Origin of the sequence: Bacillus sp. FSL K6-1033, from assembly GCF_038630765.1 — a bacterium.
GTDB classification, from domain to species: Bacteria; Bacillota; Bacilli; order Bacillales; family Bacillaceae; genus Bacillus; species Bacillus altitudinis.
In genome coordinates this window covers 3,366,823-3,389,443 of the sequence record NZ_CP152041.1, presented here as the reverse complement: position 1 = coordinate 3,389,443, position 22,621 = coordinate 3,366,823, and the positions used below count along the sequence as shown (strand labels likewise).

Genomic DNA, 22,621 nt, shown 5'->3' with positions numbered 1-22,621 from the left:
TTATTTTTTGAAAGCGCTTTACTAATTGGAAATGAGGTGGTATGATCATATCACAAAAGTAATAAATATTACTTTAATAAAAATAAGTGTAATGAATATAACTCAAAGGGGATGATGGAAACAATGAGTACTGTTCATTTCGTGTCGAAGGATCTTATCGCTAGGGCAAAAAAGCTTAACTCGACCTTGCTGTCAGACGTAATGGGGTGCACTGGCGCGATGGATCATCAAATCAAACCAGTTGCGAAAGGCATGAATGTAGTCGGCACAGCTTTTACTGTTAGCTTACGGCCAGGGGATAATTTATTTCTTCATCAAGCGATCTACTCTGCTAAAGAAGGAGATGTACTGATTGTTGATGGGAAAGACCATAAGGGTCATGCCTATTTAGGGGAATTGATGGCACATTCAGCAAAGGCTGTAGGAATAGAAGGAATCGTGATTGACGGGCTTGTTCGCGACAAACTCGCTTTAGAGGAGCTGGCTTTGCCAATCTACAGTAAGGGATTTATGCCAAACGGACCTTATAAAGATGGTCCTGGGGAATTGAATCAAACCATCTCGTGCGGCGGTGTCAAAGTAGCCCCAGGTGATTTAGTCATTGCTGACGATGATGGAGTCGTCATCGTTCCAAAGGAAAAGGCGGAACACCTGCTGACACTAGCGGAAGAGAAACAAGCGTATGAACATCAGAGACTAAAAACGATTCAACAGTATGTGGACGAAGGAAAGCAAGACATCATTTTCTTAGCACCGGCATGGCTGGAAGGCAGAATGAAAAAATTTCAGGAATAGGGGAATCGGTGATGAAAATAGGCTTTATCGGATATGGTGAAGCGGCATATGAGCTGTCAACGGGATTGAAAACAGAAGGATTAAATCAATTTTATGCGTATGATGTCCTATTACAAAATGAGAAATTAGCTGGCTCGTTGAAAGAAAAAGCATCGCAAACAGGCGTTCAATTAACGAGCAGTATTAGCGAACTCATTGAGAAATCTGATCTTGTGATTGCAGCTGTACCAGCGAATAAAACCTTAGAAGTGGCACAATCTGTATCGGGAAGTTTGAAAAAGAATCAATTATATGTAGATGTATCGGCATCAACACCAGACATCAAAAAACAAGTAGCAAACGAAATTGAAAAGAAAGAAGCGCTATTTGTAGATGCCGCCATGCTAGGGTCTCTTCCAGTCAACAAACACAAGGTTCCGATCACGGCAAGCGGCAGTGGAATTGACCAATTCATGAAAGTCATGAATGCTTATGGCATGAATATCACAAAAATTAGTGACCAGCCAGGAGATGCTTCGGCACTAAAGCTAATCAGAAGCATTTATATGAAGGGGATTGTCGGTCTATTGATTGAATTTTTGGAAATTTCTAAAAAATATAATGTGGAACATCAAGTGATTTCTTCACTAAGCGATACAATCGATAGCAAAAGTTTTGAAGAGACCATGAATCGTCTTGTGACAGGGAGTGCATTGCATGCAAAAAGACGGGCAGTAGAGCTTCTTGGCACTATTGAAATGCTAGATGAAGCAGAGATTGATGCCAGTATGTCTCGGGCAGCACAAAAGAAGCTTGAGAAATTAGCAGACTTTCACTTTGCTGAACGATTTGACGGGGTAAAACCTGCTAGCTGGGAAGAAGTCATTGACGTGATGCAGCAAGGGGAATAATTTGTAAGCGTTTTATTTAATGAAGGGGAGGCGAAGAAACGATATGGGTTTTATTGCGTTGATTGTGTTCATAGCTGTCATCATTATATGGAATGTCGTCGTGAAGCGGAATATGGGAGAAGCCATGCTATTAGGCTTTATTGCGACCACATTATTTGGCGGATTGGATGCGTTAAGACTTTTCTGGGATGGTTTAATATTTGCATCCACATATGAGGTGCTTTATGCAGCTGTCGCATTTGTATTCATGGCTTATTTAATCGAAAAGTTGGAATTAATTCATGCACTCTTACGAATCCTAAATTCGGTTGTAGGGAAACTTCCTGGTGGAGCAGCTTATATGAGTACGTTAGGTTCAGCAGTCTTAGGCGCTCTTTCAGGTTCAAATTCTGCAAACACAGCTGCGACTGGCTCTATCACGGCCTCTTGGATGATTAAATCCGGGTGGAGCCGGACCCATACGGCCACGATTCTAGCAGGGAATGGCGGACTTGGAGCGGCACTGCCTCCGAACTCTTCCATGTTCATCATGCTTGGGTTTGCACCAGTTGCCGCCCTTGTATCTGAGGGAGATTTATATATTGCCCTTCTAATAGGAGGACTGTATCAAGTCGTATACCGATTTATTTTGGTGTATCTTCTGGTGAAAAAGAATAAAATTCAGGCCATGCCGCCAGATGATATTCTTCCTTTCTGGGAAGCTGTGAAACAAGGGTGGAAGTCGATCTTTATTTTTTTCGGTGCCTTGATTCCTATCATTGTCACGATTGGTCCTCTGGCAAACTATTTAAAAAGTAACCCAAACATCGGACCAGAGGCAATGGATCAAATATCTTTAATTACATGGATTCCGATTCTCATGATGCTGATTAGTTTAACAATTGGAAGAAGCAAGGCGTCTGCTTTAGATTGGTCTCAATTTTTCAAATCAGCCATTCCTAAATTCACAACGATTGGCGCCTTGATGCTGTTTGCAGTGGCTGCTAGTCAAGTGCTTGCTGAATTAGGACTCGCAGAAGATTTGACGCAAATCACATCAGTACTTGCCATTCCGAAATGGCTCATGGTGCTCATTGTGGGTGTTCTTGTCACACTGGTGGCAGGCCCTCTATCTTCAACAGCGACATTAACAGCGGTTGGGCTTGTCTCATTTTCAGCTTTAATCTCAGTTGGAGTGGACCCAGTTGTGGCTGTAGTTGCCATTCTTGCTTTTTCATCAACTGAAGGCGCTTCCCCGCCTGCATCAGGGTCCATATTTATCGCTTCTGGTCTAGCAGGGGCCAGACCAGAAAAAACCTTTATCCCACTGATCCTCTATTATATGCTTCCGATCGTTGGCATTGGCTGGCTCATTGGAATGGAGATACTTCCCGTATAGAAAGGAGAAACAGATGAGAGTATTGATGGAATTCTTATTTAAAGTGCTGCTTGTCCTATTCCTAACGTCAGGAACGTTGTTGGTATTCGGTCAAATACTAGGAATTCTCTTGCAAAAGGGAGATATGATCATTGCTAGTACGAACCTATTTAAAAACCCAACACTGGTGTTAAGTGCCTTTTTTAGCCTTGTCGGGTTTTCACTCCATTATATCCCTGAGAAGAAAGACGCTGCATGTAACGATCATGACTCAGCATCAGTCACTGAAACTTTAAAATAAGCATCAAAAGCTGGATCCTATCGAAGGATTCAGCTTTTTTATGTGAATTAGGTATAAAAACCCAATACATACGATTCATTTTTTATTGAATTCGTTTTCAATCATATGCCTCTTGTGCTAGTAAATGGTAACATAACGGAGGACTATTTGAGGAATAGAGGTGTTTGACGATGTCTGGAGCTATCATCGGTTATACAACAGCCTTGTATTCGTTAAAGGCAGACATATCCATAAAAAAAGAACAAATCATAGAACTGAACATGTGTCGAAAAGAAATCAAAGAAGCAAAGTCTGCTCTGGCAGATGCTAACAAGAAAATGACTCATCCAGATCTGACATCACATACATGGTTTGGCCATCTCGCAGATACGTTTGATGACATTCGAGACGAGATGGCATCCGCCAGTCAAGAGATAAAAAGTGTACAGCTAACCAATCTATTGAATCGAATTGATGAGAAAATCAGCGACTTAAAATCAGAGATCCATTCATTAGAACATGAAATTCATTCGGTTGAAAGAAAAATAGAGAAAGAAAAGCAAAAACAACTGGAAGAAAAAAGAGGGTAGTCACATGAGCAGAGAAATTAAAATAGATGCCAGTCAGGTCAAACGAGTATTACAGCATGCAAAACAATCAGGCGCTCAAATGAATGCAACACTTCCAACAACCATCAAAGGAAGAAATCAGCTCCTGACGGCAGACACATTAGAAAAAATCAATCAGCAGCTGAACGAATTAAGTACATCCTATATAGACATTCTTCAGAAACAACTTGTACAAACAGAACAAGCGGTGAACACCATGATCGAAACGGACAAGGCGCTTGCTTCCAGCAGTAAAAGAAAATAAAGGAGAAACGATCCATACCTGCGACTTTATCATCTGTTATTGGATCTCTTCCTGTAATAACCCGACCCAATGCACAACCATATACAGGTACGCTTAAGTCGAGTGCTGGGTATGGTAAAGTTGTTGGTAGGCAGTCTGTTGACGGAAAAGTAAGATGGAGATTAGATTATGATCCTAATAAGGGACCACATATAAATATTGAAGATTTTCGTAATGGTAAAGGAGCTAATGCAAAGAAAATCGCTATACCATTTGAAGGTAACGAAGGTACTTTTAAATCTTTATTAAAACATCTGAATAGATAAGGAGATTTTATATGAGTTTATTTGAAGAATGTATTGAGGCACTTGGTGAGAATGTACACGTTTTATATGATAATAGTAGGGATAAAATATTAATCCATTTTGAAAGTTCATTTCCATTTTCTGATTGGGGGCAAATTGAATGGAAGAATTTATCTTCTTATGCTGAAGTGAATACGTTTGATGAGATACAATCCTTTTTAAATCAAAAAATGGATGAGTATAATGATGTTGTTTATGTAATTTGGGATGAAGGGACGTTACCAATTATTCAATCTACTTTAGATAAAGTTTTTGAAGCTATAGATGATGTTACTGCAGTCAGTTTTGATACATGGATTTTTTCACCATCTTCTGGTTATGTTATTGAAATATTTCATGATGGTGAAGTGAAAGTAGGATCAAAGTAGGGATGTAATAGAATGATGAATAATGATTGGATATCTGTTCTGGAAATTGAAGATGATACTCAAATTTGGACCGGAACCGTAGTTAGAGTTTTTACGGAGGAATTAAATAAGGATAACCTAGAAGGTAATTTCTATGATTACATCGTTTCTTTTATTTATGATAACAATGAATATTTACAATTAACCTGTCTAACTCAAGGTGAGGGTGGAAATATTGTTTGTGTATTGCAAACAGAACCAAATTCTAATTATTCATTAGGTAAGGAATTGAAAAGAATGATGGATGATGGTACAAACTCTGTTTTTGTGAAATTTTCACCTGAATGTATCGTTAAGTAAACATCTAATATGAGCGGTGAACACCATGATCGAAACGGACAAGGCGCTTGCTTCCAGCAGTAAAAGAAAATAAAGGAGAACGTAATGAAAACCCTTGATGCTTTTGCGATAATAAACGGAATTGACCAAACGCTGAATACATTAAAACAGCAATCACAACAGATTAGCTCCATAGAAAAACAAATCCAACAGATCATCTCACTTGATGGCGCACTAAAGGGAGAGGCGGGACAAGCCATCCGCTCCTTTTATACAGAATGCCATATTCCCTTCCTGCAATTTTTTCAGGTCATCATTGAGGATTATAGCGCTGCATTGAAAAACACAAAGCAGGCGCTTCATGCCCTTGAATCAAATCAGCACGGCTTTATATCACAAGCATTTATTGAACACGAACTTGATCAAGGCTTAAAAAAAGCTGAACGAACAATTTCTGAAATCGTATCAGAGGTGAACCACGCCATTGGCAGAGTTGGTCATATTGTTCACTTGCCAAGTGTAGATGAATCAGCTTTTCAGCAAAACTATCAAAAGGCATGGCTTGAGACGTCAAGAACCATTGGTCTGCTTCATGCATTTGACAGGGAGCAGACGAGTGCTTTACATGAAACAAAAAGCTCCCTTCAAACAATGAAACAATTCATCAACACGCTAAGCACCATGTTCACCGGCCCAAAAATCGACATCACGAGCTATCAAAAAGGATCTATTTTCAAAGATGGAAAAGAAGAAAAAGTGAACAGCACCATCAGTGGATTGAGCGACAAAATAGACAACCTAAAAGACAATCCAATGATAATCATGCTGAAGAAACTGAAAGAGAAACAACAGGCGAATGTGGAGACGGTTGTTCGGAATGACACCCATAAAAACATCAGTAAACAAATCACAGTAAACGATCCATCGCTTACGCCATTGCAAAGGGAAGCCGTGAACGGGAAAAACAAGATTCATAGAGACATCAGGGTCATAAAGGGTAAACTATTCAACGTAAAAGGCATCAAAAAGCTAAAAGAATTCGACATCGCTGATGAAGTTGTCACAGATCCGTCGGACATTGATTTTATAGGCGGGAGATACACCGTTTACGCCAATAAACAAATCATTCGAACGTATATCGCAAACGGTGAAGTTAGAATAGAAGAAGTCGACAACATCCCAGAAAGCCGCAGCCGCGGAAATGCCAAACGTATACTAGACGGTGAGGTCGTTTCAACCGCCGAAAACATCATTTTAGAATACAGCGGCATCTACGACGGCTACCGAGCCGTTACTGGCAAAGACCCAGAAACCAGCAAAAATATTAGCAGCACCGACCAAGCCCTATCCGCAGCCTCTATTATCCCATTTATGAAAATCATTAAAGGCGGGAAATATGTCTTTAAGATTGATCAAGGGAAGAATGTGGTGAAGAGAGTTGAGAAGACAAGAAAGGGTACGGGTGAACTGATTAAATTCAAAGGTGATGAAGCTATTATTCATTTTGAAAAGCATAGTAAAGAGATAATGGGTGCAATCGGCAAAAACAAATACAATATCAAAAATTATCTTGAAGATGCAAATCACCTTATTCAAAAGGGACAATATGTACCAGAACTGAATGGATATGTAAGAATTGTTGGTGGAAAGGGAAGTGCAAAATACGGATTTGTTGGGCTCGATAGAAAAACAGGAAATATCACCACATTTCATATAAAATCGGTTAAAGAACTTTCTAAAAAAGCACCAAGTTTAGGGATAAAAACAAAGAAGTAAAAAAAGGGTGATCGTATTGAAAATAAAAAAAATAAACTGGATTTCACAAGAAGCCTCAGAAGCTGAAGTGATTGTAACAGATGGCGAACTGGAAATAATGTGTTTTGCTCAACCATTAAATTACCTTGAAGAAAATGAACTATTAGAACCCATTTATTGTTTAGATGTGTCAGACTTAGTGAAAGCTGAATTGTCAGAGTATAGAATTGAAAAATTAGATGATAATTTCAGTTATAGTTTTTTAGGACAATTAATTGATAAGCGTGATGAAAAAGTGAAGGTAGGCGGACTTTTATTAGAATTGGATTGCAATATACCGGGAGATATAAATGAAGGCGATTTTATAAGTTTTAATTGTCAACGGTTAGATATTTATTAGTATGAGCCGAAGTTTTAAGGAGCATTAAATGAACAAAAAACAAGAACTAACGAAACAAATTCAAACGGTCATCAACATCCTAGAAAAAGAATATTCTCAAGAGATCAATCAAGGTGTACTTGAATTAATATATAGAAGATACAAGAATGCCCAAAGAATCATGCAAGCCAATGATGATCTCCAAAAAGTCTTTATCATTGGCGGAGTTAGGGCTTACTTGGATAGTCATAATGATTATCTAAATCCATTTTTAGATGAATTACATAAAGCGGAAAGTCTACTAAAAGAATTGTTGTATTGATTATATAGTGATATGTAGAAGTCTTTGTATTAGAAAGCGATACAAAAACACAGAAAGGAATTCGTATGAATCAGAAAAAACACATCAACAAAAAAACAGTCAATTGGCTATTAAGCATCAGTGTTCTTCTCGTCATTGGGACAGCTTTTATGAGAGGGGTTTATGTCCCACATGCCGGTTCGGATTATCGAGGATTTCCCATTGATTGGCTAGTCCTGCATTCAAATTATGGTGTTGAATTTCTATTTTTTGGTTTTATACTCGATGTCATCATTTTCTATTTTCTATTAAAAGTGCTCCTGCGGGTGTATAAAAGAATTATGCCAAAATCAGCTGAATAAACGCTTGTACATCCTTTTAGGAGGCTTTCAAAATGATTCGTTTTTCTCAGATTCCCAACCTGGTCATAAACAAACCAGCAAGTGATATACATATCAAAGAGGCAGAATCCGAGCTAAACATGGTTCTGCCCCATACATATAAAGCATTACTACAACAGACAAATGGATGTTCCGTCGAAGGCGATGTTCTACTATACGGAACTGAGGACATAGTGGAACGCAATAAAACATGGGAAGTCCATCATTATGCCAGCGGCTATGTAGCCATTGGTGACGATGGCGGTGGGCGAGTACTTCTCATGCGGCAGGCAGAAGAGGAGAAAAAAGTGTGGATCGTCGATGCTGGTGTGATGGATCCTCAGCATGCGGAATTGGTGGCTGAAGACTTGTTAAGCTGGGTAAGTCACGGCTGTTTCATAGAAGTTTAGTCTATTAAGGAGATGATCGATTTGCCGTGGAACACGTTGATCGCTGCGGGCCTCGTGGTTGGGGTTCCTGTCGTTTTGATTGCAGCTGTTTATTTCATCACGAAAAGGAAGAACAAGAAAACCAAAGCATCCAGTTGAAAAGCTCTGTGACGTTCCTTGTCATAGAGCTTTTTTCTCGCTCATTCTCCCTCCATGTTATAATAAACACAGTTTATGAACGAGAGGATATGCAGGACATGAAAAATGAACCTATTGAGTTATTGACGCAGCCGACATGGCGAATCATAGATCAATCGAGCCTTGGTCTTTATGTGGACCCGAAGCAATCTTTTGCGATGGATGATACGCTTTGTGCGTCGGTCGGGAAAGGACTCTCACCAGCGACAGCGCGTTCTTGGGTACACCACAATACGATCGTTCTTGGGATTCAGGATACAAGACTTCCATTTCTCCAAGAGGGTGTAAAGCTTCTTGAGGAAGAGGGATATCGCGTCATTGTGCGCAATTCAGGTGGTCTTGCTGTTGTGCTGGATGAAGGCGTACTAAATGTGTCTTTAATCTTTGCGGAACAAAAGAAGGGCATTGATATTGACCGTGGATATGATGCGATGGTGGAATTGATCCGCCGGATGCTGTCGATGTATGAGGTGGACATTGAAGCCTATGAAATTGTCGGCTCTTATTGTCCAGGTAGCTACGATTTGAGCATCAATGGAAAGAAATTTGCCGGCATTTCTCAGCGTAGATTACGAGGAGGGGTTGCTGTGCAAATCTATTTGTGTGCAGATGGAAGCGGCCGGGAACGAGCTGATTTGATTCGCCGTTTTTATGAGGCGGCCTTAAAGGATAGAAGGCATGAGGTGAAAGCGGTATTCCCTGATATACAGCCTGATACGATGGCATCCCTATCAGAATTAACTGGAGAACCCATTGATTGTGCGCTTCTCATGCGTCTTTTACTAGAAGAACTTCAAAAGCTGAGCGAGCAACTGACCGCTTCAGGGTTGACCACCGAGGAACAACTGGAGTTTGAGAAGAACATGACACGGATGATTGAGCGGAATGAGAAAGTGTTCTCGTAAACATATCGTCCCATCTTAAAAATAGGGGTGATGTAATGGAAACCAAACTTCTGAAAGCTATTGAACTTCGAGAAAGTGGACATCTTCAAGAATCCAATGACATGCTCATCCGTCTTGTAGAAGAGTATCCAGATCATGCCTCCATTCACTATCAATGTGCTTGGAGTTATGATGTGTTAGGGAAGGAAAAACAAGCTGTCTTTTTTTATGAGAGGGCCCTTGAACTAGGTTTGTCTTCAGAAGAAAGAGAAGATGCTTTCTTAGGATTAGGAAGTACATACAGAACCTTAGGGGAATATGAAAAGTCAAAACAAATATTCCTCCATGCGATGGAAGCTTATCCGCATAATAAAGCCATTCAAACGTTTTATGCCATGACTTTGTATAATTTAAATGAACATAGCAAAGCAATGGAAATATTACTGAACTGTTTAACTGAAACGACAAACGATCCTGCTATTTTGAGTTATCGAAAGGCCATTGATTTTTATTCAAATCAGTTAGATCGATTGTGGAAATGATTTATATAGAAATGGAGGGGCAATGTAATGGAAGAATCCCCTCCTTTGTTATGACATTTTATATGTGATAGTCCTTTATGACATAAGAAAGAAGGAAAATGTATTGTCATTCATCACCACGTATTACCCGCTGTTTATGCTTTGTATGTTGTCTCTGTTGTATATGATATATCGTATCCAGCCAATGGCCTCTACTGTGAAAAAAATCATCATTGTGCTTTGTGTGTTAACAAATGCTGCCTATATTTGCTGGCGTCTCTTCTTTACATTGCCGCATGAAGGTACTTTTAATGTTGTCATGGGCATTTTGCTTGTTGTCTGTGAATGCATTGGGTTTATCCAGTTGCTTGTGTTTTATACACTTGTTTGGAAGCCTTCAAACCGGAAACAAGTCATGATCAGTGATCTTGAAAGGCTGCCAACAGTTGATATTTTCATAGCTACATATAATGAACCAATTGAGGTGCTGAAACGCACTGTTGCAGGTTGTTTGAATCTCTCTTATCCGAAGGAAAGCGTTCAAATTTATTTATGTGATGATGGCAATAGGGAAGCAGTAGAGCAGCTTGCTTCTGCGTTTGGTGTTCATTATCTGACAAGAACAGATAACAGATTTGCTAAGGCAGGTAATTTAAATCATGCGATGTCTCAAACGGATGGAGAGCTGATTCTGACACTTGATGCAGATATGGTCCCTCTTCCTTCCTTTTTAGAAAAAACAGTGCCCTATTTTCATGATGGAGCAACTGCGTTTGTTCAAGTTCCACAGGCGTTTTATAACGAAGATCCTTTCCAATATAATATGTTCTCGAAAGATCGAATTCCAAATGAGCAGGACTTCTTCATGCAAACTCTCCAAGCTGGTAAAGATCGGTTTAATGCCGTCATGTATGTTGGGAGTAATACGGTATTTAGAAGAACGGCATTAGATGAAATTGGCGGATTTGCTACTGGAGTGATTACAGAAGACATGGCAACAGGAATGCTTCTCCAGGGGAAATTCAAATCTGTGTCTGTCGGAGAAGTATTAGCCGTCGGTCTGGCGCCTGAAAGCTGGCTTGATCTGTTAAAGCAAAGAGATCGCTGGTCGAGAGGGAACATTCAGTGTGCCCGTAAGTTTAATCCTTTGAAGGTGCGCGGCTTAACGCTTATGCAGCGTGTTCTTTATTTAGATGGCATTGTGTATTGGTTTAACGGTTTGTTTAAAATGATTTATATTCTCACACCGATTTTGTTTTTATTGTTTGGTATTCAAAGTTTCTGGGCAGATTTCCAGTCCGTTTTCATGTTTTGGCTGCCGGCGTTCTTTAGCTCGTATTTAGCTTTTAAACTTGTGTCGAATCAAAAGAGAAGCATGTTCTGGAGTCACATTTATGAAAGCTCTATGGCGTTCCACCTAGCTGGTGTTGCTTTAAGTGAGCTGTTTTTCAAAAAGAGAGTTGAATTTCTTGTCACACCGAAGGGAATTCAAACGGACAAAAGACATTTTCATTTGAAAACGATGATTCCCCATCTGATCTTCTTGCTGCTCTCATTGCTTGCCCTTGTGAAAATAGGTTACGATGTGAAGGTAAATGGGACGATGAACGCTGATCTCATGTTGATTAATATTTTTTGGGTGCTTTATAACGGTGCAGGCTTATTCATGGCACTGCTTGTGGCGTTTGATCGACCGCGTTATCGGAAATCAGAGCGGTTTGTCATTGAAAAAGAGGGGCATCTTCGTTCTGATCATCAAGATCAGTCTATTGCTTGTTTTCTACTAGATATGAGTGATTCAGGTGCACGTCTATCCATTCCATTGGACCAAGCGTCTTCTCTTTATCAAGGACAAACGCAATTATTTTTTCAAGAGAATGAAAGTGTGTCGTGTGACGTGGTTTGGAGCTATCCAGAGGGAGACAAGCTGATGGTTGGTGTTGCTTTTACTGACACCAAAAAATCAGAGTATTTATCACTGATCCGTTTCTTATTCACACGAGAGCATGTAGCGATGACGGATCGTGAGAAAAAATCGTATGCCGTTCGGACGTTTCTCCGCTTTTTAAGAGAAACGGAGAAGGTACCAAAGGCTCTACGTCGCAAATGGATGAGAAGGCCATTGCAAGGTGTGACAGGCACGATCGCCTATGAGGACCGACTAGAAGAGAAGGTGCCGGTGATCATACATGATATCAGTTTATCTGGGTGCAAAATTGAGTTTGAAGATTCAATTGAATTAAATGGGAAAGTGCTGATCACCATTGACATAGAGTCTCTAACGGATCAGCCGGCGATTGCGGTTTGGACATCACAAAAACGCAGACGTACAATGGCCGGACTCAAGTTTGTTCAGCCTGAAATCAAGCAGATAGAAGAAAGAGAGGGAGTGGTTTCTTGAAATCTAAAAATGGCGGTTACCTCTATTTACTATGGCTTCCTGTCATCATAGGAGCCGGCTACGGCATTTCGCTTTTCGTGCCGTTTCTTCAGCCTGTACTGACGCTTGGTATCGCAGGGCTTTATATTTTTATGTTTGGTGATTTTCAGGTGAGGCAAGTTAGGTATATTTTTATGTTCGTCTTCTTGATCAATGTCCTTTTTAGCGTGATGCTATTTTTGGGTATTTAAAAAAGTGCTTCCCGCAGGTGGGGAGCACTTTTTGGTTATTCAGCCATTTTTTCAAGGTTGCCGTTACGATCCATTTTAAAGGTTGGTGCGGCACTGTCGTCCTCTTCAAACAAAACTAGTTTTCTTGCACGGTTCATGATTTTGACGAGTGTTTCATAATCTTCTTGAATCGTGAGCTGATCCTTTTCAAGCTTTTTCACTTCAGCTTCTAGCTGCGACACTTTATGTGAAAGTTCATTGTTTTCTTGTTTTAACCGGCTGTTTTCCATGCGTAAGGCAGCTGATTGCTGTCCATTGCCTTCATAGCGGCGTAAGAAATCAATGATATCCTCAATGGTTAACTCTTGGCGCTGCCCAAATGGATTGGCTTCTGGCTTTTTCTCTGTCACTTGAGAAGCCTGTGACAATAAATGTGATAAACTAGCTAACTCTTCATTGTAGCTTTGATCCACAAACTGAAGCTGTTCGGCTGTTTCGGCTGCAGGTGCAAACGTTTCTTCTTGCGCAGGTTCCAGTTCTTGAGAGAACTCTTCCTGTGTGATCGTTTCTTCAACTTGCGGCTGATAGAGCAAACGTTTTTTCGCAGGCTGCCCATTGCCGAGTGCACGCATGCGTTGTTTACGCTGTTTTTTGGCAAGTGCCAATGCTTTTTCATATTGATGCCTCACGACAGCATTCCATCTAAATCCGCATGCCGCTGAGGTACGGTTTAGCTTGTCTCCCACTTCTTCAAATGCGTTCAGCTGTGTACTGCCCTCTCTGACGTGACGTAAGACGGTTTCTGCCAGAAGGAGATCATTTTCCTCTGACCAAGCATCTTGTCTTTGTTTTGACATGTGTTTAAACCCCCATAAGATTTGATGGTATTAGATTAGCCAAGTTGAAGAAGGTTTATACAAGTTTGCTAAAAGGATAGTGGAAAATACTAGCTTTTATGTGAATACGTCTCTGTGCTGACAATGCATCTTGCAACTCCAGTCGCTTCGATGTACAATGTTGGGTGGTATATTATTCACTCTTAGTTGTCCAACTGTTTCATATAGAATGAAGTTTCATCATTGAAAGGAAGCGTAAGAACATGGCTAATGAGTTTCGCGTATGTGACGATTGTGATGCGACGAACCTAAAAACGTTATTGCCTCGACTTAAATCGGTTGACCCTGATGCAAAAATTGAGATTGGCTGTCAATCGTATTGCGGTCCAGGACGAAAAAAGGCTTTTGCGTTTGTGAACAATCGCCCATTATCCGCACCAACAGAAGATGAGTTACTCGAAAAGGTTCAAAAAAAAGTCAAATAAATGTCACTGAATGTGTTCAGTCGACCTAAAAAGAGGTCCGTCCCTGTCAGGTCGGGCTTTTTACGTCCGTTCAATCTATGAGAACACATTCGCCAGCAAATTCAAGGATGTTTTCGGGAAAAGTTACCCGATATAATAGAAACACGTCTTAAAAAAAGAGGGACGAAACGATGGCGTATCCAAAAGGGAAATTATCCGAAGAAAAGGTATTTAAAGATCCTGTGCACCGCTATGTTCACGTACGGGATGCATTGATATGGGATTTAATCGGAACGAGAGAGTTCCAGCGCCTTAGACGAATTAAACAGCTAGGCACCACTTATTTAACGTTTCATGGGGCAGAACACAGCCGATTTAATCATTCACTCGGTGTATACGAGATTGTCAGACGAATTGTGGATGATGTGTTTAAAGGAAGACCCGAATGGGATGAAGGGGAGCGTGAGCTTGTACTGAGTGCCGCCCTGCTTCATGACCTTGGACATGGTCCGTTTTCTCATTCCTTTGAAAAGGTCTTTCATTTAGATCATGAATCGTTTACAAGAGATATCATTTTAGGGCAGACGGAAGTAAATGAAGTGCTGCGCCGGGTCAGTGACGATTTTCCAAAGCATGTAGCAGAAGTCATTGCCAAAACGTATCAAAACAAACAGGTGGTCAGTTTGATTTCAAGTCAAATTGATGCCGACCGAATGGATTACTTGCAGCGTGATGCTTACTATACAGGCGTCAGCTATGGTCACTTTGATATGGAACGTATTTTACGCGTGATGCGTCCAAGAGAAGATCAGATTGTGATGAAACAGAGCGGGATGCATGCCGTAGAGGATTATATTATGAGCCGCTATCAAATGTACTGGCAAGTCTATTTCCATCCAGTGACACGCAGTGCGGAAGTCATTTTAACAAAAATTCTCCATCGTGCAAAAGAGCTGCATGAAACGGGATATATTTTCACACATGCTCCTGTGCATTTTTATTCAATTTTTGAAGGAAATGTCACCACAGAGGACTATATTAAGCTGGATGAATCCATTGTCTTATTTTATTTTCAGGCGTGGGAAGATGAAGAAGATCACGTGTTGGCTGATTTGTGCCGCCGTTTTATGAACCGCCGTTTATTCCAATATACAGAGTTTAATCCAAACGAAGAAATGACGAAATATTTCAAGCTGACGGCTTTGTTCAAAGAAGCAGGAATTGATCCTGACTATTATTTAGTGGTCGACTCTTCCTCTGATTTGCCTTATGACTTCTATAGACCGGGCGAAGAAGAAGAACGGCTGCCGATCCATCTCTTGACGCAAAGTGGTCATATTAAAGAACTGTCGAGACAGTCAGATATTGTTGACGCCATTTCCGGTAAACGAAGAACCGATCATAAACTTTATTTCCCGATGGACTTAATTGTAGATATGTCGGAAAAAGCTGAAGAAAAGAAGGCGATCATGAAGCTGCTTGGATTGGGATAAGGAAGTACTGAAAAAGGAGATGTCGGGAATTTGTTGAAAGAGCATGCAAAGTTGATGAAGGTGTTCTCTGAATCTGGGGAAATCGTTGGACGGAAGAAGCTGCAAAAAATGATTTACATAGCAAAAAAGCTAGATTTGCCTTTTTACGAGAAATACGATTTTCATTTTTATGGCCCCTATTCAGAGGAGTTGACGCTCAGAATTGAAGAGCTGTGCAACCTTGGATTCTTGGACGAAATGAAGGAAAAAAAGGGCGGATACTTTCAATATCGCTATTCGCTGACGGACAATGGGAAAGAGTTTCTCGATCAGTGTGAAGTGGACATGCCTGACCTCAAAGTGCTGACGCAGCAGATGAATGAGCAATCGTCTCGTTTTCTAGAGCTTGTCTCAACGATTTTATACTTTGATGATCTGCCAAAAGATGAGGTAAAGGAAAAGGTCTTCACCATTAAAAGCAAGCAGCGCTATACGGACGAAGAATTTGAGGCAGCCCTTGCGTATATTGATCAGTTGAAGGAATTGAACTAACGATAAGAACCAGTATGTAATAGCCAATGGCTAGAACAGACTGGTTTTTATTTTGCACGCATATAGAAACAGAAACAAGTCGACCTCATGGATCGACTTGTTTTTTAGGAATGATGATAAGAAAATCTTGCTAAAAATTGTTTTGTCCGTTCTTCCTTCGTCTGTTCAAAGACTTCTACTGGGGTGCCTGATTCAACAATAACCCCCTCTTCCATGAAAATGACCCTGTCGGCAATATCATAGGCAAAGCTCATCTCGTGGGTGACGATGATCATGGTGACCCCGGTTTGTGCCACTTGTTTAATGACGTCAAGTGTTTCACCTACAAGCTCGGGATCTAAAGCGGAGGTCGGCTCATCAAACAAAATGACCTCCGGATTCAATGCAAGTGCTCTTGCAATGCCTACTCGCTGCTGCTGTCCGCCAGATAATTGATGCGGATAGGCATCTTTTTTCTCTAGTAACCCTACTTTTGTGAGCAATTGGAGTGCTGTGTCATAGGCTTGGTCTTTCGGTTGTTTACGGGCAATGACTAAGCCTTCCATGACATTCTCAAGTGCTGTCTTATGAATAAACAGGTCGTATTGCTGAAAGACCATGGCTGTTTTTCTGCGAATTGCTAGAATGTCTTTCGGTTTTGCTTGATTGAATGTGACAGTGGTCTGATCAATGCTGATTTCACCTTGATCCGCACGCTCAAGAAAATTTAAGCATCTGAGAAATGTTGATTTCCCAGAGCCGCTCGGACCTAAAATGACAACGACTTCGCCTTTTTCTACCGTTAAATCAATTCCCTTTAGAATCTGGTTTTGACCGAATGCTTTATGCACTTGTTTGATGTGAATCATGCCAATCGCCTCCTTTTGTTGTTGTGTCCATATTTCTCATATCCGGCTGTAATGGCTTCAATAGAGGCACACAGCGCCCAGTAAATAAGGGCAACAGCAATGTAGGCTTCAAGATAACGATAGTTCACATTGGCTTTGATTAAAGCGCCGTTTAAAATATCGACCACAGATACCATAGAGACGAGAGAAGAGGCTTTGATTAAACTGATGAGCATGTTGTTCAGTAAAGGAAGAGAGATGGGAAAGACTTGTGGAATGATCACTCTTCGCAACACCTGTCTGCCTGTGAAACCAACGGATAGAGCGGCATCAAATTGGCCCTTTGGGATGGACGCAAGAGAGCTTCGAAATATCTCTGATAACCCGCTGACGGCATATAAAGAAAGGGCGAAAATGGCAATCCATCGTCTATCTAAATCGCTAAAACGGATGGGCAGCGAAAGAGATGCAGCCAATTGATCGAGCGAATCGGAAAAAATAAGATAAGATACGAGCAAGATTAATACAACAGGAATGGCTTTAAAAATCGCCACAAACCATTTGAACAATGGAGACAATATAGGCACTTGATAAAAACGAATAAGGGCAATGCCAAAGCCAAAGATGGAGCCGAATAATAGCGGGAGAAAACCTAATAGCAGCGTCGTTGGCAAATAATGAAGTGCGGCTAGAAAGGCCTGAAACATAAAAGCAACGTCAAAATCCACTCAGATCGCTCCTTTCTTATGATGTAGTAAAGTCTCCGCCCAATATTTTTTTAGACAATTCAGCGAGCTTCCCGTTATCGATCAGTTTTTGCAGGGCTTGATCAATGTCTTTTTGAAGTTTTGTATTGTTTTTTTGATATAGATAATACGTTTTAGATACGTTTACAGGCTTTCCGGATGTCACAAGATTGGCATTGAACTGTTTGTTTAGCTTATTGACGTCATACTTTGTGAGTAAGGCAGCATCGACCGTGCCATTCTGCAGGTTTTTGACTAAAATTTCGTTCCCGCCATCTCCGTAGACAATGTCAATTTTCCGATCATGCTTTGCGTTATATTGCTCTAGAAGATAAGCGAAATTACTTCCTGTAGAGGTGTGCACTTTGTGTCCAGCTAAATCGTCCAGGCTTTGAAAGTCATGACCGGATGCTTTATTCACCACAACATAGCTTGTATAATCTGTGTAGCCAACTTTTCCAAATAGATATTTCTTCTGACGCTCGTCATTGATTTCATATTGGTGGGCAGCGAGATCAACTTTACCGGCATCTAAAGCAGGCAGAATATTTTTAAACTCAAAGGATTCATATTTAAACTTATATTGTGGAAGCAGCTGATCCACTTCATCTAATACAGCCTTCTCGTAGCCTGTTAATTTGCCGTTTTCATCTAAGTAAACGAAAGGCTGATAGGCGTTCCCTGTCCCAATGACGATTTCTTTTGCATCTGGGTCATTATTGTTTGCTTCTGCTTTGACTTCATCCGATTGCTCGTTATTTCCGCAGGCGGCAAGGAGCAATGAACCAAGTAGAAGCAGACCGATGATATAGTTATTACTGAATATTCTGTTATTTTTCATGTAAATTCCTCCCCAGTTTATTTTGCACGTTTTTCTACAGTGAAGGCCGCTTCGGCTCTTTTTAAGGGAAGCAATGCCGTCTGTCGCTGTTTTTTTGTTTTCGGTGTATTGATCCGTTTTTCCAATAGGTCAAATGATTTTTCTAACACCATACTTAAAATGATAAATATAACGGCAGCAATAAAGTATCCTTCTAATACGCGATAGTATAAAGCCCCTAATGTTTGAACCTTTCCGATCATGTCCATCACACCTAATGTAAAGGCGAGGGAGGTATTTTGTAATAAGTTGACAATGGCCACGCCGATATTAGGAAGGGCGATTCTCCCTGCTTGAGGAATAAGCGTTCTTCTATAAATCTGCCATTTCGTCAGTCCAATCGAGGCGGCCGCTTCATATTGAGATGCTGGGACACTCGATAGGGCAGATCGGAATATTTCTGAAAAATACCCAGCTGTATTGAGTCCATATGTAATATACAGAAAGATCAATTTGTTCCACATGGAGATATCAAGCCCAATTGTTGCAAGCACACCAGGCAGGCCATAAAACACAATAAACATTTGAACAAGGATAGGTGTTCCACGAATAAATGAGACATAAATTGCACTGAGCTGATGCAGGATGGGAATACGCTCAATTCGGAAATAAGCAAGAATGAATCCAAGAAAACTGCCAATCAAAGTGGCAAATAAAACGATCAGTAAGGTTGTTGGAAGGGCTGACAATACTTTAGGGAAGAGTGTGACGACATACTCCCATTTGAAAAACTCCCCCATGTTGAATCACCTCCTATGTTGAACTCGTTTGGACTTTTTCTTCTGAGGGCGGTGCGCCTAATATGGCGGCATCAAACCGTTCAGGGATGAGGACTTTATACATTAATACACCTAAGTCGCCATTATCGGCTTCACGTTCAATATATGCTGTATAGCCTTTTCGTTCGTACATCTCTAGAAGCCAGGGGTGCTTTCGGCCAGAAGTGCCCAGTGTGTATGCTGGTGCTTTAAATGTCTGCCGGAGCAAGGTGTTTTCTACATAATCGAGCAGCTTATTTCCGATCCCTTGACCGGCTAAATCAGGAGCTGTGGCAAACCACCAAACAAATGGATAGCCTGAGACCGGTTGAGTACTCTCCCACGGAAAACGTATGGTGATGGTTGATATGAGCCGCCCGTCTCGTTCTAACACAACAGCAACGGATTGTTTGATGTTTTCTGTGACCATTTCAAGTGTGGCGTTCGTGGATGGCCAATCAATGCCCATTTCTCCAAGCGGTTTAAATGCACTGGACAGCAATTCTAGAAAAGCCGGTGCATCTCCTTCGGTAGCGATGCGAAAAATATCTCGACTCATGACAAACCTCCAATCAAAAGGGTAGTGTGTAATGTCAGCTCAACGCTTTTCGTAAAGTATCGATATCTGGATTCAGCAATGCTTGATACACGTGGGTATCACGGCTGATTTCTACTACTGGCACATAACGGACGCCGTATTTTTCTTCTAAAATATTTCTGTAATGATCATGCTCTGTTACATCAATGGTTGAATAAGTAATGTGCTGTTCGTTGAAATAGGACTGAATGTCCTGACAATAGCTGCATCCATTTTTGCTCCATAAAATGATTTTTTGATTATTTGACATTAGACGCTCACCTCTTGGTTTATTTGGTTTTTGGCTGTTAGTTCATGATCAAATGCTTCTTTTAATAATGTGATAGACGCTATTCTTGCCTCAATGTCTACAATCGGAGATAGCACAATGAACTCGTTGATATCATATGTCTCGGCTAGTTCAGTCAGCCGGCGATGAACGGTTTCTTTTGTGCCAGCGGTATAACCGGTTTTTTGAACGTGAATGTTGTAGTGTTCTTTTTTTGTTCCTTTCACCAGCTTTTCTGCATCTTCTAGTGACGTCACATTAAGCTTTCTTCCATCGGAAAAGGAGACCTTTACTGTTTCCTTTTGCTTGATGTACGAGAGGGCTTGTTTGTGGTCTTCCGCTACAGATACGGTGATGGCGAGAAGAAATTGCTGGTGCGTGTTCTGTGTCTTGAATTTTTGAAAAGTCTCTCTTGCTTCTTTTAATAATGCGTCATCCCCGTTAATAAAATAGGCAAACACAAAGGATATCCCAAGTTTCGCTGCGAATTCCGCGCTCTCAATACTGCCGCCTAGAAGGAACATGTCGGGTGATACGCTGGGAATTGGCTGAGCATTTAATTCATTTGCTTGTTCAGTTAGATACGTTTTGAGATCCACTAATTTTTGAGAAAAGTCTTTCCGTGACGCTTGATAATCTTCCTGAAGCGCTTGTGTTGAGAGGTTCAACCCTCCCGGTGCTTTCCCAACGCCTAAATCGACTCTGCCAGGCGCTAGAGATGCCAGTACATGAAATGTTTCAGCCACCTTAAACGGGCTGTAATGCTGAAGCATGACACCTCCAGACCCAATTCGCAAATGGTTCGTTTTTGCTAAAAGATAACCAGCGAGGGCTTCAGGGGATGAACCTGCCACTTGAGAATTATTGTGATGTTCAGACACCCAAAACCTGTGATATCCAAGCTGATCTGCTGCTTCAGCCAATCTGACAGTATGCTGAATACCCGTCTCTGCTTTCTCGTTTTCACTGACGAGGCTTTGATCAAGAATACTAAGGGTGAGCGACATTGGCTGTTCCTCCTATTAGACTTTGATATTGAGATAGTGCGAGGTTTAATCTGTCTGTGGCATCTGGATCAAGCACATAGCTATTTGAATCCTGCTTTGTGACCTGTTGATCCACAACATACACGCCAGATTGAACGACAGTTGCACCGAGTTGATGAATGATCGGTTTAAGTGCATATTCAATGACGAGCAAATGCCCATATGTTCCTCCTAAAACACAAGGAAGGACGGGTTTATCTTGTAATGCTTTCTGGGGAAGTAGATCTAAAAAAGTTTTTAAAATACCGGAAAAAGACGCTTTGTAGACAGGTGTTAACACAATGACACCGTCGCTCTCATTCACAAGTTCAATGGCTTTGACAATGTCTTCGTTTGAAAAATCTGCTCCTATTAAGGCGCCGCTAGGAAGTTGGTGGACTTGAATGACATGAACATCAATCCCATGTAACGCCAAACGATGATGGATCTGCTGCAGGACACCGGTTAACCGAGATTGGACAGAATGCCCGCCTGCTATAATCGTTACTTTTGCCAATTCGTCTCCTCCATTTCTGATAATTCCTTCTAAACAACTTGGAATAGTTGATAATATAAATTATAATAAGGCAAACCAATAGAAAAGTATAATTAGTAATCATAAATACACGATTCAGATATTTAAAATACAGGGAGAAGAGGGGTTTTCATGGAGATTCGAGCGATACGCACCTTTGCCACGATCGTGAAATACGGAAATTTTTTAAAAGCAGCAGAAGCGCTGAATTATTCTCAGCCAACCATCACTTTGCACATCAAACATTTAGAAGAGGAAATTGGAGAGAAGCTTCTAGAAAGAGGGAAGACCTTAAAGTTAACAGCATCAGGACAGCTTTTTTATGAAAGAGCCAATTCTTTACTCAATGAATATGAGAAATTGACGAAAACACTCCAAGATTTAGAAGTGGGCATTGCGGGGTTCATTCGCATCGGTGTTTCTGAGCCCACTGCCAGCTTAGAATTTCCTGCCCTTATTGCAGAATTCAAGGAAAGGTTTCCGAATGTAGAATTTTCTGTGCAAGTAGCGGATGCGAATACGTTGAGTTCCTTACTTTCGCATGATGAGATTGATTTTGCGATTTGCGGAGCACCAGAAGCTTCGATGGAGAATAGCTATAAGCCTCTTTTTCAAGATGATATCGTGCTGCTCATCCCGTCTTCCCATCGATTAGCGGAAAAAGGGGTAGTGGAGGTGACAGATTTAAAGGATGAGACCATTTTATTCACGCCACACAATTGCCCCATCCGTATTCAAATCGAACAACAAATCGTCGATGTCATTGGGACCAATTACAATAAGTTAGAGATTACGAGCAGCATGTCCCATAAACATTATGTTCAGGCTGGATTAGGTGTCTCTCTTTTTACACGAACTGCTCATTCCTTTACTCTTCCAGGCACCAAGGTATTAGAAATAAAGGGCATTCATGTTTCCCCGCCAGTTGGTCTATTGAGGAAAACAAATGATTCGCCAGGAAGAGCCGTACTTCAATTCATTGATCTCATCGAAAATCGATTGCATCAACCAACATGAA

General features: G+C 40.9%; 30 protein-coding genes and 1 pseudogene. 22 read left to right on the top strand and 9 right to left on the bottom strand.

Annotation, left to right across the window (positions count from 1 at the left end; genetic code table 11):
• The first annotated feature begins 123 nt into the window (after nt 1-123).
• The 18 genes and pseudogenes from MHH31_RS17420 to MHH31_RS17335 all read left to right on the top strand — a co-directional run bounded on the left by MHH31_RS17420 (nt 124) and on the right by MHH31_RS17335 (nt 12,663).
• Entirely contained in the window at nt 124-795 is a 672-nt protein-coding gene (locus MHH31_RS17420; RefSeq protein WP_326241784.1) for an RraA family protein, read from the top strand.
• An 11-nt stretch (nt 796-806) separates the two neighbouring features.
• Entirely contained in the window at nt 807-1,685 is an 879-nt protein-coding gene (locus MHH31_RS17415) for an NAD(P)-dependent oxidoreductase (protein WP_135009570.1), read from the top strand.
• Between the two features lie 43 nt (nt 1,686-1,728).
• Complete coding sequence (locus tag MHH31_RS17410; protein ID WP_135009571.1) at nt 1,729-3,063, top strand: TRAP transporter large permease subunit; 1,335 nt, start codon at nt 1,729-1,731, stop codon at nt 3,061-3,063.
• Nucleotides 3,064-3,076: 13 nt separating this feature from the next.
• A complete protein-coding gene (locus MHH31_RS17405) occupies nt 3,077-3,343 on the top strand; it encodes a hypothetical protein (protein ID WP_008343586.1) in 267 nt (88 codons plus the stop codon).
• Nucleotides 3,344-3,513: 170 nt separating this feature from the next.
• The gene (locus MHH31_RS17400; protein WP_041507929.1) at nt 3,514-3,912 is read left to right on the top strand and encodes a DUF5082 family protein; all 399 of its coding nucleotides are present in this window, start codon (nt 3,514-3,516) and stop codon (nt 3,910-3,912) included.
• 4 nt (nt 3,913-3,916) lie between these two features.
• The gene (locus tag MHH31_RS17395) at nt 3,917-4,195 is read left to right on the top strand and encodes a YwqI/YxiC family protein (protein ID WP_008343583.1); all 279 of its coding nucleotides are present in this window, start codon (nt 3,917-3,919) and stop codon (nt 4,193-4,195) included.
• A 68-nt stretch (nt 4,196-4,263) separates the two neighbouring features.
• Nucleotides 4,264-4,500, top strand: a pseudogene (locus MHH31_RS17390) (T7SS effector LXG polymorphic toxin); the annotation flags it as partial.
• Between the two features lie 11 nt (nt 4,501-4,511).
• On the top strand, nt 4,512-4,907 hold the full coding sequence (locus MHH31_RS17385) for a hypothetical protein (RefSeq protein ID WP_008343580.1): 396 nt from the start codon (nt 4,512-4,514) through the stop codon (nt 4,905-4,907).
• A gap of 12 nt (nt 4,908-4,919) precedes the next feature.
• On the top strand, nt 4,920-5,246 hold the full coding sequence (locus MHH31_RS17380) for a hypothetical protein (protein WP_019743227.1): 327 nt from the start codon (nt 4,920-4,922) through the stop codon (nt 5,244-5,246).
• A gap of 84 nt (nt 5,247-5,330) precedes the next feature.
• Entirely contained in the window at nt 5,331-7,001 is a 1,671-nt protein-coding gene (locus MHH31_RS17375; protein WP_342495030.1) for a T7SS effector LXG polymorphic toxin, read from the top strand.
• Nucleotides 7,002-7,017: 16 nt separating this feature from the next.
• On the top strand, nt 7,018-7,380 hold the full coding sequence (locus tag MHH31_RS17370) for a hypothetical protein (protein ID WP_008343573.1): 363 nt from the start codon (nt 7,018-7,020) through the stop codon (nt 7,378-7,380).
• 28 nt (nt 7,381-7,408) lie between these two features.
• Nucleotides 7,409-7,681, top strand: coding sequence for a hypothetical protein (locus tag MHH31_RS17365; protein ID WP_024719454.1), 273 nt, complete (start codon nt 7,409-7,411; stop codon nt 7,679-7,681).
• Between the two features lie 65 nt (nt 7,682-7,746).
• A complete protein-coding gene (locus tag MHH31_RS17360; RefSeq protein ID WP_008343569.1) occupies nt 7,747-8,022 on the top strand; it encodes a hypothetical protein in 276 nt (91 codons plus the stop codon).
• A gap of 32 nt (nt 8,023-8,054) precedes the next feature.
• Nucleotides 8,055-8,450, top strand: a complete 396-nt coding sequence (locus tag MHH31_RS17355; RefSeq protein WP_144679079.1) for an SMI1/KNR4 family protein — start codon at nt 8,055-8,057, stop codon at nt 8,448-8,450.
• A 236-nt stretch (nt 8,451-8,686) separates the two neighbouring features.
• A complete protein-coding gene (locus MHH31_RS17350) occupies nt 8,687-9,532 on the top strand; it encodes a lipoate--protein ligase family protein (RefSeq protein ID WP_058337049.1) in 846 nt (281 codons plus the stop codon).
• A 35-nt stretch (nt 9,533-9,567) separates the two neighbouring features.
• Complete coding sequence (locus tag MHH31_RS17345) at nt 9,568-10,053, top strand: tetratricopeptide repeat protein (protein WP_017368242.1); 486 nt, start codon at nt 9,568-9,570, stop codon at nt 10,051-10,053.
• Nucleotides 10,054-10,156: 103 nt separating this feature from the next.
• The gene (locus MHH31_RS17340) at nt 10,157-12,433 is read left to right on the top strand and encodes a glycosyltransferase (RefSeq protein WP_058337048.1); all 2,277 of its coding nucleotides are present in this window, start codon (nt 10,157-10,159) and stop codon (nt 12,431-12,433) included.
• On the top strand, nt 12,430-12,663 hold the full coding sequence (locus MHH31_RS17335) for a DUF5970 family protein (protein ID WP_039165219.1): 234 nt from the start codon (nt 12,430-12,432) through the stop codon (nt 12,661-12,663). The genes MHH31_RS17340 and MHH31_RS17335 overlap by 4 nt, the downstream gene beginning before the upstream one ends.
• A 35-nt stretch (nt 12,664-12,698) precedes the next feature.
• Here the strand turns inward: MHH31_RS17335 and MHH31_RS17330 are convergent, their stop codons facing one another.
• Nucleotides 12,699-13,499 (bottom strand): RsfA family transcriptional regulator, encoded by an 801-nt coding sequence (locus MHH31_RS17330; RefSeq protein WP_058337047.1) that lies wholly within the window; start codon nt 13,497-13,499, stop codon nt 12,699-12,701.
• Between the two features lie 242 nt (nt 13,500-13,741).
• Here MHH31_RS17330 and MHH31_RS17325 point away from each other — a divergent pair, with 242 nt between their 5' ends.
• The 3 genes from MHH31_RS17325 to MHH31_RS17315 all read left to right on the top strand — a co-directional run bounded on the left by MHH31_RS17325 (nt 13,742) and on the right by MHH31_RS17315 (nt 15,966).
• A complete protein-coding gene (locus MHH31_RS17325) occupies nt 13,742-13,963 on the top strand; it encodes a DUF1450 domain-containing protein (RefSeq protein ID WP_003215259.1) in 222 nt (73 codons plus the stop codon).
• A gap of 170 nt (nt 13,964-14,133) precedes the next feature.
• Nucleotides 14,134-15,435 (top strand): HD domain-containing protein, encoded by a 1,302-nt coding sequence (locus MHH31_RS17320; protein ID WP_007497716.1) that lies wholly within the window; start codon nt 14,134-14,136, stop codon nt 15,433-15,435.
• 30 nt (nt 15,436-15,465) lie between these two features.
• The gene (locus MHH31_RS17315) at nt 15,466-15,966 is read left to right on the top strand and encodes a YwgA family protein (protein WP_024719448.1); all 501 of its coding nucleotides are present in this window, start codon (nt 15,466-15,468) and stop codon (nt 15,964-15,966) included.
• 104 nt (nt 15,967-16,070) lie between these two features.
• Here the strand turns inward: MHH31_RS17315 and MHH31_RS17310 are convergent, their stop codons facing one another.
• The 8 genes from MHH31_RS17310 to ssuE are packed head-to-tail and all read right to left on the bottom strand — an operon-like array spanning nt 16,071 to nt 21,585.
• A complete protein-coding gene (locus tag MHH31_RS17310; protein WP_058337046.1) occupies nt 16,071-16,814 on the bottom strand; it encodes an amino acid ABC transporter ATP-binding protein in 744 nt (247 codons plus the stop codon).
• Nucleotides 16,811-17,521 (bottom strand): ABC transporter permease subunit, encoded by a 711-nt coding sequence (locus MHH31_RS17305; protein WP_082627037.1) that lies wholly within the window; start codon nt 17,519-17,521, stop codon nt 16,811-16,813. The genes MHH31_RS17310 and MHH31_RS17305 overlap by 4 nt, the downstream gene beginning before the upstream one ends.
• A gap of 16 nt (nt 17,522-17,537) precedes the next feature.
• Nucleotides 17,538-18,380 (bottom strand): transporter substrate-binding domain-containing protein, encoded by an 843-nt coding sequence (locus MHH31_RS17300; RefSeq protein WP_058337045.1) that lies wholly within the window; start codon nt 18,378-18,380, stop codon nt 17,538-17,540.
• A 17-nt stretch (nt 18,381-18,397) separates the two neighbouring features.
• Entirely contained in the window at nt 18,398-19,159 is a 762-nt protein-coding gene (locus MHH31_RS17295) for an amino acid ABC transporter permease (protein WP_008343545.1), read from the bottom strand.
• Nucleotides 19,160-19,172: 13 nt separating this feature from the next.
• Nucleotides 19,173-19,736 carry a GNAT family N-acetyltransferase gene (locus MHH31_RS17290; protein WP_342495029.1) on the bottom strand — a complete coding sequence of 188 codons (564 nt, stop codon included), beginning with the start codon at nt 19,734-19,736 and terminating at the stop codon, nt 19,173-19,175.
• Between the two features lie 34 nt (nt 19,737-19,770).
• On the bottom strand, nt 19,771-20,025 hold the full coding sequence (locus MHH31_RS17285; RefSeq protein WP_056408369.1) for a glutaredoxin family protein: 255 nt from the start codon (nt 20,023-20,025) through the stop codon (nt 19,771-19,773).
• Complete coding sequence (locus MHH31_RS17280; RefSeq protein WP_039165233.1) at nt 20,025-21,050, bottom strand: LLM class flavin-dependent oxidoreductase; 1,026 nt, start codon at nt 21,048-21,050, stop codon at nt 20,025-20,027. Before MHH31_RS17280 ends, MHH31_RS17285 begins: the two co-directional genes overlap by 1 nt.
• On the bottom strand, nt 21,034-21,585 hold the full coding sequence (gene ssuE, locus MHH31_RS17275; protein ID WP_056704192.1) for an NADPH-dependent FMN reductase: 552 nt from the start codon (nt 21,583-21,585) through the stop codon (nt 21,034-21,036). The genes MHH31_RS17280 and ssuE overlap by 17 nt, the downstream gene beginning before the upstream one ends.
• 150 nt (nt 21,586-21,735) lie before the next feature.
• Between ssuE and MHH31_RS17270 the strand changes: the two genes are divergently transcribed.
• A complete protein-coding gene (locus tag MHH31_RS17270) occupies nt 21,736-22,620 on the top strand; it encodes a LysR family transcriptional regulator (RefSeq protein WP_342495028.1) in 885 nt (294 codons plus the stop codon).
• The last annotated feature ends 1 nt before the right edge of the window (nt 22,621 follow it).